General features: G+C 73.8%; 5 protein-coding genes. 4 read left to right on the top strand and 1 reads right to left on the bottom strand.

Annotated elements, in window-relative coordinates; genetic code table 11:
- Positions 1 to 19: 19 nt before the first annotated feature.
- Positions 20 to 820, bottom strand: coding sequence for an AfsR/SARP family transcriptional regulator (locus tag L6E12_RS10905; RefSeq protein WP_236227759.1), 801 nt, complete (start codon positions 818 to 820; stop codon positions 20 to 22).
- Positions 821 to 1,272: 452 nt separating this feature from the next.
- On the opposite strand from L6E12_RS10905, the gene L6E12_RS10900 reads away from it, so the two are divergent.
- From L6E12_RS10900 to L6E12_RS10885, 4 genes are all read left to right on the top strand, one after another.
- The gene (locus L6E12_RS10900; RefSeq protein WP_236227758.1) at positions 1,273 to 2,133 is read left to right on the top strand and encodes a DUF5829 family protein; all 861 of its coding nucleotides are present in this window, start codon (positions 1,273 to 1,275) and stop codon (positions 2,131 to 2,133) included.
- 72 nt (positions 2,134 to 2,205) lie between these two features.
- A complete protein-coding gene (locus L6E12_RS10895) occupies positions 2,206 to 7,278 on the top strand; it encodes a non-ribosomal peptide synthetase (protein ID WP_236227757.1) in 5,073 nt (1,690 codons plus the stop codon).
- A complete protein-coding gene (locus tag L6E12_RS10890) occupies positions 7,275 to 11,687 on the top strand; it encodes a MupA/Atu3671 family FMN-dependent luciferase-like monooxygenase (RefSeq protein WP_236227756.1) in 4,413 nt (1,470 codons plus the stop codon). The genes L6E12_RS10895 and L6E12_RS10890 overlap by 4 nt, the downstream gene beginning before the upstream one ends.
- Positions 11,684 to 15,931 (top strand): type I polyketide synthase, encoded by a 4,248-nt coding sequence (locus L6E12_RS10885; protein WP_236227755.1) that lies wholly within the window; start codon positions 11,684 to 11,686, stop codon positions 15,929 to 15,931. Before L6E12_RS10890 ends, L6E12_RS10885 begins: the two co-directional genes overlap by 4 nt.

The following is a 15,931-nucleotide window of genomic DNA, read 5'->3' as shown; positions in this document are numbered from 1 at the left end:
GCGGGTCAGCCCGCGGGGCTCACCTGGCGGCCAGCGACTCGCGCTGCGACCACCAGATCGCCGACGGCAGGACCAGCCCGGGGTCCTGGGCCAGGACGTCGGCGTGCAGGCGCTTGAGCGACGCCGACGGCTCCAGGCCCAGCTCGGTGTCGAGGTGGCGGCGGTTGCGCTGGAACAGCTCCAGCGCCTCGCACTGCCTGCCGGTGCGGTAGAGCGCCAGCATCAGCAGCTCGCAGAACCGCTCGCGCAGCGGGTGCTGCTCCACGAGCTGGCTCAGCTCGGCCACCGCGTCGCGCTCGCGGCCGACGAGGAGCCAGGCCGCGGCCAGGTCCTCCCAGGCGGTGAGCCTGCGCTCGTCGAACAGCGCCGCCGCCCCGCGGCAGCGCAGGCCGTCGCCCGCGTCCAGCAGGGCCGGGCCGCGCCAGAGCCGCAGCGCCGCGCGCAGCGCGGTGATGGCGCACTCCGGGTCGGTGCGCACCTCGGCCGCGCCGCGGGCGGCGAGGTCGAGGAAGCGGTTGGCGTCCACGCTCTCGGCGGGGATGTCGAGCAGGTAGCCGTTGCGCATCGCGCGCAGCCTGCTCTCCCGCCGGTCCGGGCCGTCGACGACCTTGCGCAGCCGGGTGGCGTGGGCCTGCATCGCGTTGCGCGAGTTGCCCAACCGGTGCCCGGACCACAGCTCGTCGGCCAGCTCGCCGTGCGAGATCGCCCGCCCCACGTCCAGGGCCAGCGTCGCCAGCAGGGCGCGCACCTTGTGCGACCCGATGCGGCGCTGCTCGCCGTCGACGGTGACCGTGACTGTGCCCAGGATTTCGATCTGCACGGCACTCCTCGTGACCATACGAACAACAATGGTGACAAACGGTGATGGAAAATGTTCTCGGCGCCGATCCGGCGACACCGACGCAATGGTTGACGTCGATATCGGGCCTGTCAAGAGGAATATCATTGTCGAGCAGATGGGGAAACTGGAAGATAATTCCCCACAGTGGCCGCACTGGTGCGAACGCACGCTTCCCTTCGGCCGAACGACGGCAGGGAACACCTCTTCCACCGTGGTCGAACCTGGGGAATCCCAGGGAAACCCCGGGGGTGTGCAGGGTTATCCCCAGTGCGACCCAGGGTGTCGGGTGCGGTAATCATTCGGGGCCGCAAATGTGCGCGGCGACGCTGGAAGCGATTTAAATTCTTCCGGCGCCCGGTGTTCCCGCCGGGGCGCCAGGTGATTTTTCGGACATATTGTTCGTGCTCATACTGCGATCGGAGTATCGGAAGATGACGCGTGCGGCCGCGGCGGTCGACAACCGACCGGTGCCCAGGCTCGACCACGTGATGGTCCTGCTCGACGCCGAGACCCACCGGGCGGTCGAGGAGGCCGGTTTCCTGGCCGAGCGCCTCGGCCGGATCAAGGTGAAGAAGGCCGACAGCTCGGTGGCCGGGCAGTACTCCACCCTGGGCATCGCCGGGCGCAGCACCCTGGTCGAGCTGTTCGGCGCGGACATGCCCGGCTCGGCCCCGCTCAGCGGCGGGCTGGTGTTCTCCTTCGAGGAGCCGGGTTCCTCCCCGCGGGCCCGCGCGCTGCTCGACGCGACCGGGACCGTGCGCCACCACCACGACCTGGTCCGCCGGGTGGTCGAGGGGCACGAGGAACCGCAGCCCTGGTACCACCTGATCAACGTCGACCTCGGTGCGGGCAACCCGCTGCTGCTGTTCCTCAACGAGGTCACCCCGGAGTACTTCGCCTCCCTCGGCGCGGTCGCCGAGCCGGGCGGGGCGATGCGCCGCGCGGCCTACCTCGACGCCGTGCTGGGCCGCCCGGCCGACCCGGCGTCGCTGCTGCGCGACGTCTCGGGGGTGACCCTGCTCGTCGGCGCCGACCGCGCCGCCGCGCTCACCGCCGCCCTGGCCCCCTTCGGCTGGGTGCCGACCGAGGGCGCCGGGGGCACCGAGCTGGTCGGCCCCGGCCTGACCATCGGCCTGCGGGTCGGCGACTGGCCGCGCGAGCGGGTCGCCGAGATCCGCCTCGACCTCGAACCCGGCGCCTGGACCGACGACGTGCCCGCCGAGCTGGTCTTCGGCCCCGCCTCGCGGCTGGTGTTCACCGGCCCCACCACCGCCACCTGGCACTTCGCCTGACCGTCCACGCCGGACTCCGCAGCCCCGTTCCCCGAACACCCTGCCGCCCACCGCATGGGAGCACTGACGCACATGTCTCCGTCGTCCCCGCTGTTCCAGGACGTCTTCCACCACCACGCCGCGACCACCCCGACCGCCCCCGCGGTCCGGTTCGGCGACCGCGCGCTCACCTACGCCGAACTGGCCGACCGGGCGGACCGGCTCGCCGCCGCGCTGCTGCGCCGCGGTGTGCGCCGGGACGACCTGGTCGGCGTCGCGGCGCGGCCCTCGCTCGAACTGGCGGTGTCGATCCTCGGCATCCTGCGCGCGGGCGCGGCCTGGCTGCCGCTGGACCCGGCCTACCCCGGTGAGCGGCTGCGCTACATGGTCACCGACGCGAAGGTGGGCCTGCTGCTCGCCGACGGCCCGACCGGTGACGTGCTCTCCGGCGGGGTCGTCGACGTGCTCTCACCCACGGCGGGGGAGGACCCCGAGGGCGTCGAGTTCCCCGAGGTCGGCCCCGAGGACCTGGCCTACGTCATCTACACCTCGGGCTCGACCGGGCGGCCCAAGGGCGTGCAGCTCACCCACGGCGGCCTGGCCAACCTCGCCGCCGCCCAGCTCGGCCTGTTCGACGCCGGTCCCGGCGCGCGGGTGCTCCAGTTCGCGCCGACGAGCTTCGACGCGTCGGTGTTCGAGATCGCCATGGCGCTGGGCTCGGGCGCGGAGCTGCTGCTGGCACCGCGCGACGCCATCGCCCCCGGCCCCGGCCTGGCCGACTTCCTGCGCGCGCACCGGGTCACCCACGTGACGCTGCCGCCGTCGGTGCTGGCCACCGTCGGTCGGGCCGAGCTGCCGGAGCTGCGGGTGCTGGTGTGCGCGGGCGAGGCGCTGCCCGAGCCGCTGGCCGAGCAGTGGTCGCCCGGCCGCCGGATGTTCAACGCCTACGGCCCGACCGAGACCACGGTGTGGGCGAGCACCGCCGAGGTGGTCCCCGGTGGTGGCAAGCCCGGCATCGGCACGGCCATCCCCGGCGCCACCGCCCACGTCCTCGACGAGCAGGGGCGCCTGGTCCCCGCGGGCACCGCGGGCGAGCTGGCGATCGGCGGCGCGGGTGTCGCCCGCGGCTACCTCGACCGCCCGGAGCTGACCGCGGAGAAGTTCATCGACCACCCGGTCACCGGCGAACGGCTCTACCGCACCGGCGACCGGGTGGTCCAGGCCGCCGACGGCACCCTGGACTTCCTCGGCCGCGTCGACCACCAGGTCAAGCTGCGCGGCTTCCGGATCGAGCCGGGCGAGGTCGCCGCCGAGCTGGTCGCGCACCCCGCCGTCACCGACTCGGTCGTCCTGGTCCGCGACGACGGCGCGGGGGAGCGGCTGGTCGGCTACGCGGTGGCCGACGGCGTCACCGGCGGCGAGCTGGTCGAGCACCTGCGCGGCCTGCTGCCCGCGCACATGGTCCCGTCGGCGGTGGTCGTGCTGCCGCAGATGCCGCTGAGCCCCAGCGGCAAGATCGACCGCACCGCGCTGCCCGCCCCCGAGCGCGAGCCGGGCGCGGACTACGTCGAGCCGAGCACCCCCACCGAGCGCGCGCTCGCGGAGATCCTGGTCGAGCTGCTGGGCCTGCCCAGGGTCGGCGCGCACGACGACTTCTTCGACCTCGGCGGGCACTCGCTGCTCGCGGGCCGCTACGCCGCCAGGGTCCGCTCGTCGCTGGGCCGGGAGCTGCCGCTGGGCAGGCTGTACGAGACCCGCACGGTTGCCGCGACCGCCGCCCTGCTCGACGCGGGTGACGGTTCCGGCGAGGACGCCCCCGCGGTGCCGCCGATCACCGCGGGCGCCGTCGCCGAGGGCGAGCCGGTCGCGCTGGCGCACCCGCAGGAGCGGATCTGGTTCCTGGAGAGCCTGTCGCCGGGCAACCTCGCCTACAACGCGCAGGCCACCATCCGGCTGCGCGGCCCGCTCGACATCGAGGCGCTCGGCGCCGCGCTGGACGAGGTCGTGCGCAGGCAGGCGATCTACCGCACCGCGTTCCTGCCGATCGACGGCAGGCCGATGCAGGTCGTGCACCCGCCCATGCCGGTGCCGCTGCCGGTCCTCGACCTGACCGACCTGCCCGAGGACGCCCGCGAGGAGCGCGCCGAGGCGATCGTCCGCGAGACCGTGGCCGACCCGTTCGACCTCGCCGCGCCGCCGCTGGCCCGCTGGGTCCTGGTGCGGCTGGCCGACGACGACCACTCGCTGATCCACGTCGAGCACCACCTGGTGCACGACGGCTGGTCCTACGGCGTGTTCCTCAACGAGGTGCAGGAGCTCTACACCGCCACCGTGACCGGGCAGCCCTCGCCGCTGCCCGAGCTCCCGGTGTCCTATGTGGACTTCGCGGCGTGGCAGCGCGACTGGATGCGCGGTGACGTCCTCGACCGCTACCTGGGCCACTGGACGAAGGAACTCGCCGGTGCCCCGGCCGCGCTCGACCTGCCCACCGACCGGCCGCGACCGGCGTCGCAGAGCTTCGCCGGGCGCGCGCTCAACCTCGACCTGCCCGGCGACCTGTGCCAGGCGCTGCGCGCCTACAGCCACGCCCGCGGCGTCACCCTCTACAGCACCATGCTCGCCGGGTTCGCCGCGGTCGTCTCCCGCTACGCCCAGCAGGACGACGTGGTCGTCGGCAGCGGGGTGGCCAACCGGCGGCTGGCCGACGTCGAGCAGGTCATCGGCATGATCGTGAACACGCTGGCGCTGCGGGTGCGCCTCGACGGCGAGCCGACCTTCGACGAACTGGTGCGGCGCACCCACGAGACCGTCGGCCGGGCCAACGAGTGGCAGGACATGCCGCTGGACAAGCTGGTCAACGCGCTGCCGCTGCGGCACGACCCGTCGCGCAACCCGCTGTTCCAGGTCATGTTCAGCTTCCACGACTCGCAGGTGCCGAGCCTGGAGTTCGCGGGCCTGACCGGCACGGTCAAGGAGCGGCACAACAACTCCGCCAAGACCGACATCAACGTCGTGGTCATCCCGCGCGCCGAGCAGCGCGCGGGCCGCGGCCTGGACGGCAGCGCGGGCGCGATCACCCTGATCTGGGAGTACGCGACCGACCTGTTCGACGAGTCCACCATGCGGCTGATGGTGCAGCGGTTCCAGACCCTGCTGCGCGCCGCGGTCGCCGCCCCGCACACCCCGGCGTCGCAGCTCCCGCTCACCACCGACGCCGACGAGGCCCGCCTGGTCGCCGCCGCGACCGGCGACCGGGTGCCGTTCCCCGACGACCGCACCATCGCCGAGCTGTTCGCCGAGCAGGTCGCCGCCGACCCGGCCGCGGTGGCCGTCGTGGACGGCGCGGTCGAGCTGACCTACGCCGAACTCGACGACCGCGCCGGGCGCATCGCCACCCTGCTGCGCGAACGCGGGGTCGACCGGGAGACCCCGGTCGGCGTCATGCTCGACCGCGGCCACGAGCTGCTGACCGTGCTCCTCGCCGTGGCCAAGGCGGGCGGGGCGTACGTGCCGCTGGACCCGGGCTACCCGCAGCAGCGGCTGCGCTGGATGCTCGCCGACGCGGACGCCCCGGTGGTCGTCACCCGCTCCGGCCTGCGCGACCGGCTCGGCGCCCGCACCGGGGTGCTCGCCATCGACGAGTGGTCCGAGGCGCTGGCCGCGGCCGCGCCGTGGACCGGGCCGACCGGTGCCCGCGCCGACACGATCGCCTACACCATGTTCACCTCCGGCTCCACCGGCAGGCCCAAGGGCGTGCAGGTCCCGCACCGCGCGATCGCCCGGCTGGTCAAGGGCAGCACCTTCGCCGCCTTCGGGCCGGGGGAGCGCTTCGCCCAGGTCGCCGACGCCTCGTTCGACGCGCTGACCTTCGAACTGTGGGGCGCGCTGCTCAACGGCGGCGCGGTCTGCGTCATCCCCTCCGACGAGCTGCTGGCCCCCGGCGGTCTCGGGCGGGCGCTCAAGGCCGGCGGGGTCACCGGGATGTTCCTGACCTCGGCGCTGTTCACCGAGGTCATGGCCGGGCACCCGGACAGCTTCTCCGGGCTGCGCACCCTGATGGTCGGCGGCGACGCGCTCAACGTCGGCCGGGTGCGCGCGCTGCTCGCCCTGGACCCGGCGCTGCGACCCGACCGGCTGGTCAACGGCTACGGCCCCACCGAGACCACCACGTTCGCGGTGTGCCACCACATCGAGCACGTCGCCGAGGGCGCTCCGTCGGTGCCGATCGGGCGGCCGATCGCCAACACCACCGCGCACGTGCTCGACGCGCGGCTGCGCCCGGTGCCCGACGGCGTCCCCGGCGAGCTGTACCTGGGCGGCCCCGGTGTCGCCCGCGGCTACGCCAACCGCCCGGCGCTGACCGCCGACCGGTTCCTGCCCGACCCGTTCGCCGCCGACGGCTCCCGGCTCTACCGCACCGGCGACCGGGTCCGCAGGCTCGGCGACGGCACCATCGAGTTCCTCGGCCGCGTCGACGACCAGGTCAAGATCCGCGGTTTCCGGATCGAGCCGGGCGAGGTCGAGTCGGCCCTCGGCGAGCACCCCGGCCTGGCCCAGGTCGCGGTCGTGGTGGACGAGCCGCCCTCGGGCAAGCGCCTGGTCGCCTACACCGTGGCCCGGCCGGGCGCGCAGTTCAGCCCGACCGCGCTGCGCGAGTTCCTGGCCGACCGGCTGCCGCCGCACCTGGTGCCCGCGGTGTTCGTGGAGCTGCCGGAGCTGCCGCTGACCGCCAGCGGCAAGCTCGACCGCCGCGCGCTGCCCGCCGTCGGCGACGAGCGCCCGGCCTCCGGGGACTTCGTGGCACCGCGACCGGGCACCGAGACCGAGGTGGCCGACCTGGTGGCCGCGGCGCTGGGGCTGGCCAGGGTCGGCGCGCGGGACGACTTCTTCGCCCTGGGCGGGCACTCGCTGCTGGCCATGCGGCTGGTCGCCCGGATCAACGAGATGTGGTCCTGCGACGTGGCCCTGCGCGACTTCCTGCACACCCCCACCGTGGCCCGGCTCGCCGAGCGGGTGGAGGCGACCAGGGGCGGTGCCGGTGCCGCCGCCATCGGCGCGGGACCCAGCGCGGAGGAACTGCTGCTCGACCGGCTCGACGAACTGACCGACGAGGAAGTGGACGCACTGTTGCGCGAGACCGAGCTGAACACGGAGACCGAGCGATGACCGACGTGACCGCGGCGCCGCCCGACCGGCGCGCCCAGTTGGCGGCGAAGCTGCGCGAGCGGATGGCCAACCGCCACCACCCGCTGTCCTACCCGCAGCAGCGGCTGTGGTTCCTGGAGCAGCTCGACCCGGGCAGCGCCGTCTACCTCGTGCCGCTGGTGCACCGGATCACCGGCCCGGTCGACGTGCCCGCGCTGGAGCACGCGCTGACCGAGGTCGTGCGCCGCCACCAGGTGCTGCGCACGGTGTTCAAGGACGTCGACGGCGAGCCGCGGCAGTTCGTCGAGCCGCCGGGGCCGGTGCTGGTGCCGGTGCGCGACCTGTCCGGCGAGGACGACCCGACCGCCGTGGCCGCCGAGCTGGCCGCCGCCGAGGCGCGGGCGCCGTTCGCGCTGGACTCCGGGCTCAAGCTGCGCCCGCTGCTGCTGTCCCTGGGCGGCGACGAGCACTGGTTCTGCCTGACGCTGCACCACATCGTGTGCGACGGCTGGTCGCTGGGCCTGCTCGACGCCGAGCTGTCCGAGCTGTACCGGGCCCGGCTGGCGGGTGAGGAGCCGGTGCTGCCGGAGCTGCCCACGCAGTACGCCGACTTCGCCGAGTGGCAGGTCGGCAGGCTGACCGGGGAGCCGTTGCGGGAGGCGCTGGCCTACTGGCGGGAGAAGCTGGCGGGCGCCCCGGCGCTGGCCACCCTGCCCACCGACCTGCCCCGGCCGCCGTCGCAGACGCACGCGGGTGCGCACCTGGACTTCACCGTCGCCCCCGAGGTGGCAGCGGCGGTCGCCGAGCTGGCCAGGGCGAGTGCGGCGACCCCGTTCGCGGTGCTGCTGGCCGCGTTCTCCGCGCTGGTGCACGCCTACACCGGGTCGGCGGAGGCCATCGTCGGCTCCCCGGCCTCGGCCCGCTCGCGGGCGGAGATCCAGCACCTGGTGGGCTTCTTCGCCAACACCGTCGTGCACCGGGTCGACCTGTCCGGGCAGCCCACGTTCGCCGAGCTGGTGGCCAGGGTCCGCGAGGAGTCCCGGGCCACCATGGCCAACCAGGACCTGCCGTTCGAGAAGCTGGTCGAGGAGCTGCACCCCAGCCGCGACCCCGCGCACAACCCGCTGTTCCAGCTCATGTTCAGCTACCACGACGTCGACGCGGGCGCCGGGCTGCGGCTGCCCGGCTGCGAGGTCGTCATGGTCCCCGGCGACACCGCCACCGCGAAGTTCGACCTGACGCTGAGCATGACCAACTCCGCCGACCGGCTCGGCTTCCGGCTGGAGTACTGCACCGACCTGTTCACCGAGGCCACCGCCCACCAGCTCGGTGAGCACTTCCAGACCCTGCTCGCGGCGGCGGTCGCCGACCCGGGGCAGCCCATCGGCCGCCTCCCGGTGCTGACCGAGGTGGACCTGGACCGGGTGCTGGTCGACTGGAACCCCACCGGCGCCCCGATCGGCGACGAGTTGATCCACGAGCTGATCGCCGCGCAGGCCGCCCGCACCCCGGACGCCCCGGCGCTGCTCGGCGCCGACCAGGCCCCCGCGGACGCGCTGACCTACCGGCAGGTCGAGGAGCGGGCCGAGGCGCTGGCCGCCCGGCTGCGCGCGCACGGCGTCGGCCCGAACGTGCCCGTCGGCGTGTACCTGGACCGCTCGCCGGACCTGGTGATCACCCTGCTGGCGATCCTCAAGGCGGGCGGCGGCTACCTGCCGCTGGACCCCGGCTACCCGCCGGACCGGGTGGCGTTCATGGTCGTGGACTCCCAGGCCCCCGTCCTGGTCACCCGCGGCGGCCTGGCCCGGCGGCTCACCGCGCTGCCCGCCACCGTGGTCCGCCTCGACGACGAAGAACCCGCCACCGTGGACGGTGTGCCCGCCGCCGGGCGCGGTTCGCAGCACGACATGGCGTACCTGATCTACACCTCCGGGTCGACCGGCAAGCCCAAGGGCGTCGTGCTCTCGCACCGCAACGCGCTCAACTTCTTCACCGGCATGGACCGCGTCCTCGGCGGCGACGCCCCCGGCACCTGGCTCGCGGTCACCAGCATGTCCTTCGACATCTCCGTGCTGGAGCTGCTGTGGACGCTGGCCCGCGGCTACCGCGTGGTCGTGCGCGGCGACGAGCCCACGGCGACCACCGCGGCCGACTCCGCGCCGGTGCCCGCGTCGGTGCAGACCCGCAGGATGGACTTCAGCCTGTTCTACTTCGGCGGCGACAAGGGCGGCTCCCCCGAGGACCGCTACCGCCTGCTCATGGAGGGCGCGAAGTTCGCCGACCGCAACGGGTTCACCGCCGTGTGGACCCCGGAGCGGCACTTCCACGAGTTCGGCGGGCTCTACCCGAACCCGTCGGTGACTGCCGCGGCCGTCGCGGCCATCACCGAGAACGTGGCCGTGCGCGCCGGGTCGGTGGTGCTGCCGCTGCACGACCCGCTCCGCGTCGCGGAGGAGTGGTCGGTGGTGGACAACATCTCCGGCGGCCGGGTCGGCATGTCGATCGCCTCCGGCTGGCAGCCCAACGACTTCGTGCTCGCCCCGGACAACTACGCCGACCGCAAGAAGATCATGATGGACCGGCTGGCCAAGCTGCGCGCGCTCTGGCGCGGCGGCGAGGCCCGGCGCCGCAACGGCGTCGACGCCGAGGCGTCGGTCAGGGTCTTCCCCCGCCCGGTGCAGGCGGACCTGCCGGTCTGGGTGACCAGCGCGCGCAGCCCGGAGACCTTCCAGATGGCGGGCGAGGCGGGCGCGGGCCTGCTGACCCACCTGCTCGGCCACTCCATCGAGCAGCTCTCGCACAAGATCGCGCTCTACCGGCAGGCGTGGCGGGAGAGCGGGCACCCCGGCGACGGCCAGGTGACGGTCATGCTGCACTCCTACGTCGGCACCGACGTCGACGCGGTGCGCGAGGTCGTCCGCGAGCCGCTGTCGGCCTACATCAAGTCCTCCTTCGACCTGCTCTCCGGCTTGGGCCAGGCGATGGGCAAGGAGGTCGACCTCAAGAACCTGCCGGAGGACGAGCTGGACGCCCTGGTGGCGCAGGCGTTCGACCGCTTCTTCGAGACCTCCGGCCTGCTGGGCACCCCCGAGCACTGCGCCGACATCGTGGACCGGCTCAAGCTGATCGGCGTCGACGAGGTGGCCTGCCTGGTGGACTTCGGCGTCGGGCACGACGCGGTGCTCGACTCGCTGGAGCAGCTCGCGGTCGCCAAGGAGGTCAGCGAGGACCGGGCGCGCAAGGCCGCGGCCGACGAGCCGGTGCCCGCGCAACTGCGCCGCCACGGCGTCACCCACCTCCAGTGCACCCCGTCGCTGGCGGCCATGCTGGTCGAGGACGACGACTCCCGTTCCGCGCTGGGCGGGCTGCGCCGCATCCTGGTCGGCGGCGAGGCCCTGCCCGGGCCGCTGGCCGAGCGGCTGGCGAGCCTGCCCAGCGCGGGCGCGCACAACATGTACGGCCCCACCGAGGCCACCGTGTGGGCCACCACCTGGGAGGTCTCCGACACCGAACCGGTCGTCATCGGCTCACCGCTGGCCGGGGTCAGCGCCTACGTCGTCGACGCGCACCTGCGCCCCACCCCGATCGGCGTCCCCGGTGAGCTGCTCATCGGCGGCGAGAGCATCGCCCGCGGCTACCTCGGCCGCCCGGCGCTGACCGCCGAGCGCTTCATCCCCGACCCGTTCGGCGCGGTCCCCGGCGCCCGGCTCTACCGCACCGGCGACCTGGTGCGCAGGCGGCGCACCGGCGAACTGGAGTTCCTGGGCAGGCTCGACCACCAGGTGAAGCTGCACGGCCACCGGATCGAACTCGGCGAGGTCGAGGACGCGGTGCGCGCCCACCCCGACGTGCGCGCCGCGGTCACCACCGTGCGCGGCACCGAGGCGGCCCGGCACCTGGTGGCCTACTGCGTGCCGGTGCCCGGCGCGGCGCAGGCGCTCACCGACACCTCGGTCAAGGCGTTCCTGGCCAAGTCGCTGCCGGACTACATGATCCCGGCCGCGGTGGTGCTGCTCGACGAGCTGCCGCTCACCCCGAACGGCAAGGTCGACCGGGCCAAGCTGCCCGACCCCGAGCAGAAGCGGACGGTGGCCTACCAGGCGCCGGAGACCGACCGGGAACGGGCGACGGCCGAGGTGTTCGCCGACGTCCTCTCGGTGCCGCGGGTCGGCCTGGACGAGAACTTCTTCGACAGCGGCGGCAACTCGCTGCTCGCCGTCCAACTGCGGATGCGGCTGGTGGCCGTCCTCGGCGACCGGCTGTCGCTGGTGGACATCTTCCGGTTCCCGACCGTGCGCGCGCTGACCACGGCGCTCGCCGAGGACGCGGGACCGTCGACGGAACTGGACGAGGCACGGCAGGCGGCGGGGCGGCGCGCGGCGGCGCTCGGCCGCCGGGCCAAGGCGCGCGGGAAGCGGAGCGGTCAGTGAGCGACACCAACCAGCCCACCGGGGAACCGGACGAGGGCCTGGAACCGATTGCGATCATCGGGATGGCCTGCCGGGTGCCCGGCGCCACCACCCCGCCGGACTTCTGGCGGGCGATGCGCGACGGCATCGAGTCCATCACCCGGTTCGGCCGCGACGAGCTGATCGCCGCGGGCACCGCCCCCGAGGTCCTCGACGACCCCGACTACGTGCCCGCCTCCGGGCACGTCGAGGGCGCCGACCGGTTCGACGCCGGGTTCTTCGGCTTCAACGCCGGTGAGGCCGAGACGATGGACCCGCAGCACCGGGTGCTGTGCGAGACCGCCTGGGCGGCGGTGGAGGACAGCGGCCACGACCCGGCCGACTTCGGCGGCACCGTCGGGGTGTTCGCGGGCACCTTCATGAACAAGTACCAGATGGCGAACCTGGCCACGAACCCCCGGTTCCAGCGCTCGCCGATGGCGCCGCTGGCCAGGATGTTCAACGACAAGGACTTCCTCGCCACCCGCATCGCGCACCTGCTGGACCTGACCGGCCCGGCGATGACCGTGCAGACCGCGTGCTCGACCTCCCTGGTCGCCACCCACCTGGCCTGCCAGTCGCTGCTCAACTACGAGTGCGACGCCGCCATCGTCGGCGGCGTGTCGATCAACGTGCCGCTCAAGACCGGCTACCCGGTGGCCGACTCCGGGCTGTTCAGCCCGGACGGGCACTGCCGCCCGTTCGACGCCGACGCCAAGGGCACCGTCCCCGGCAACGGCGCGGTGACCCTGGTGCTGCGCAGGCTGTCGGACGCCGTGGCCGACCGCGACCACGTCTACGCGGTCATCCGCGGCAGCGCGGTCAACAACGACGGCTCGCAGCTCAAGGCCGGGTTCGCCGCGCCGAGCGTGGAGGGCCAGGCCCGGGTGATCACCGCCGCGCACGTGGTGGCCGACGTCGACCCCGGCACCATCGGCTACGTCGAGGCGCACGGCACCGCCACCCAGGTCGGCGACCCGATCGAGATCACCGCGCTGACCCAGGCGTTCGACACCGAGGCCACCGGCTACTGCGCCATCGGCTCGGTCAAGGCCAACATCGGCCACCTCGACGCCGCCGCGGGCATCGCCGGGCTGATGCGCGCCGCGCTCGCGGTGCACCACGCGCAGATCCCGCCGAACGCGGGCTTCACCGCGCCCAACCCGCTGCTGGGCCTGGAGCGCACCCCGTTCTACGTGCCCGCCGAGGCCACCGACTGGGACAACTCCGAGCACCCCCGGCGCGCGGGCGTCAGCTCCTTCGGCGTCGGCGGCACCAACGCCCACGTGGTGCTGGAGGAGGGCCCCGAACCGCCCGCCGCCCGCCCGGCCCGGCCGTGGCAGCTGCTGCCGCTGTCGGCGCGCACCCGCACCGCGCTCGACGCCGCCACCGAACGGCTCGCCGCGCACCTCGACGGCGACGGCGCCCGGGTGCCGCTCGCCGACGTGGCGTTCACCCTCCAGGCGGGCCGCCGCGGCTTCGACACCCGGCGCTTCGCCGTGTGCGCCGACACCGCCGACGCGGTCCGCGCGCTGCGCGGCGAGGAGGCCAACCGGCTCGACACCCGGGCCGCCGCCGACGGGCCCCGCGAGGCCGTGTTCGCCTTCCCCGGCGGCGGGATGCAGCACCCGGACATGGGGCTCGACATCTACCGCAGCGAAGCGGTGTTCCGCGCCGAGGTCGACGAGTGCGCCCGCCTGCTGGAGCCCCGGCTGGGCTTCGACCTGCGCAGGCTGCTGTTCCCGTCGGCGTTCGCCCCGCTGGAGGGCAAGGCCGTCAGCGGCGGCGGGGTGATGATGGGCCGCGACCAGGGCGCCGGTGTGGTGTCCTCGCTGTTCGTCGTCGAGTACGCCCTGGCCAAGCAGTTGATGGCCTGGGGGATCACCCCCGCCGCGATGATCGGGCACAGCCTCGGCGAGTACGTCGCGGCCTGCCTGGCCGGGGTGTTCAGCCTGGCCGACGCGCTGGAGATCACCCTGGCCCGCGGCGAGCTGTTCGCCCGCATGGCGCCGGGGAAGATGCTGGTCATCCAGCTCCCCGAGGCCGAGGTGGTGCCGCTGCTGCCGGAGCGGATCTCGGTGTCGGCGGTCAACTCCCCGGACCTGACCGTGGTCGCCGGACCGGACGAGGACATCGCCGCGTTCACCAAGGAGTTGCGCGCCAAGGACATCGACTGCCGCAAGGTCAGCGTGCCGGTGGCCAGCCACTCGTGGATGGTGGAGCCGTTCCTCGACGAGTTCGTCGCCAAGGTCTCCGCGCTGGCGCTCAACCCGCCGCGGATCCCGTTCGTCTCCAGCGCCACCGGCACCTGGATCACCGACGAGCAGGCCACCGACCCGCAGTTCTGGGGCAGGCACCTGCGGCAGCCGGTGCGCTTCGCCGACGGCGTGCGCGAGGTCCTGGCGACCTCGAACCGGGTGCTGCTGGAGGTCGGCCCCGGCAAGGCGCTGACCTCGCTGGCCGCCGGGCAGCGGATCGCCCCGGCCCCGGTCGCGGTGTCCACCATGGGCCTGGCCCGCGACACCCTGCCGGACCTGGCGCACCTGGTCACCGCCGTGGGCCGCCTGTGGCAGGCCAACGTGCCGATCGACTGGGTGGCCTTCCACGGCGAGGCCGAACCGTCCCGCGTCCCGCTGCCGACCTACCCGTTCGAGGGCAAGCGCCACTGGGTCGAAGCCGGACGCCTGCAGGAGAACGTCGTCGCCGCGGTCGCCGCCGCGGTGGAGGAGGTCCTCGGCGACGAAGCCCTTGGCGAGAACGGCGCAGACAACCGCCTGCAACCGCGCACCGAGCGCGAGCGCAAGGTCGCCGAGATCTGGTGCGACCTGCTCGGCGTGGAATCGGTCGGGGTGGAGGACGACTTCTTCGACCTGGGCGCGCACTCGCTGATGGTCACCCAGGTCACCAAGGAGCTGCGCCGGATGGGCGCCACCTCGCTGACCGCCCGCGACGTCATGTCCGCGCCCACCGTGGCCGCCATGGCCGCGCTGGTCGACCGGGCGCTGGGCCTGGGCGACGGCAAGCCCGCGGGCACCGGCCCGGTGCTGGAGGACGAGGTGGTGCTCGACGAGTCGATCACCACCGACGGCCTCGCCCCCATGTCCACCGGGGACCCCAGGGCGATCCTGCTGACCGGGGCCACCGGCTTCGTCGGGGCCTTCCTCTGCGCGGAGCTGTTGCAGCGCACCAAGGCGACCGTGCACTGCCTGGTCCGCGCCGCCGACGAGGCCGCCGGGATGGAGCGGGTGCGGGCCAAGCTCGACTCGTTCGGGCTCACCGGCCCCTGGCAGAGCAGGCTCAAGGTTGTCGTCGGCGACCTGTCCAAGCCGCTGCTGGGCCTGGGGCAGGAGCGGTTCACCGAGCTGGCGGGCCAGGTCGACGCGGTGCACCACTGCGGGGCGTGGGTCAACTTCGTCCGGCCGTACCGGGCGCTGAAGGCCTCGAACGTGCTGGGGACGCAGGAGGTCCTGCGCTTCGCCACCACCGTGCGGCTCAAGCCCGTGCACCACGTGTCCACCCTCGCGGTGCTGGCCGGGGCGTTCCTCACCGACACCAGGGTCATCTCCGAGAACGACCCGCTGCCCCCGCCCATCGGCCACGACACCTCCTACAGCCAGAGCAAGTGGGTCGCCGAGGGCCTGGTCGACATCGCCCGCTCGCGCGGCATCCCGGTGTCGGTCTACCGCGCGGGCGGTGTGCTCGCCGACAGCCGCAGCGGCGCCACCAACGCCGACGACTACGTCACCAAGGTCATCCAGGGCTGCGTGCAGCTCGGCCTGGCGCCCAGCCGCCGGTACGCGCTGTCGGTCGGCACGGTCGACCACCTGGTGCGGGTGATCGTGGAGCTGTCGCTGCGGCCCGAGGGCCTGGGCCGCAACTACCACGCCATCGACCCGAAGCCGCTGGAGTGGAACACCCTGTTCGAGGAGATCCGCCGCTTCGGCCACGACGTCGAACTGGTCCCGTTCGACCGGTGGCGCACCACCCTGGTCGAGCACGTCGACCGCGACGGCGAGGACAACGCCCTCGCCCCGCTGATGGCGATGATCGGCGAGACGCCCGACCGGGACATGCCGGTCATGGACTGCGGCAACGTGCTCACCGTGCTCCCGCCCGACCTGGCCCGCCCGCCCGCGCTCGACCCCGAGTACTTCCGCAGGATGCTCGACTACTTCGTCCGGGGCAGGCTCCTGCCGCCCGTTCCCGCCACCACCACGGGGGTCTGA

The sequence above is a fragment of the Actinokineospora sp. PR83 genome, assembly GCF_021056305.1.
In the GTDB taxonomy this organism is placed as follows: domain Bacteria; phylum Actinomycetota; class Actinomycetes; order Mycobacteriales; family Pseudonocardiaceae; genus Actinokineospora; species Actinokineospora spheciospongiae.
The sequence above is the reverse complement of the archived record's forward strand: the minus strand, read 5'-3'. Positions and strand labels throughout refer to the sequence as shown.

What these genes read in the sequence shown, in the direction of transcription:
- L6E12_RS10900 (WP_236227758.1), top strand. Translation starts at nt 1,273, where the DNA reads ATGACGCGTGCGGCCGCGGCGGTCGACAACCGACCGGTGCCCAGGCTC.
- L6E12_RS10895 (WP_236227757.1), top strand. Translation starts at nt 2,206, where the DNA reads ATGTCTCCGTCGTCCCCGCTGTTCCAGGACGTCTTCCACCACCACGCC.
- L6E12_RS10890 (WP_236227756.1), top strand. Translation starts at nt 7,275, where the DNA reads ATGACCGACGTGACCGCGGCGCCGCCCGACCGGCGCGCCCAGTTGGCG.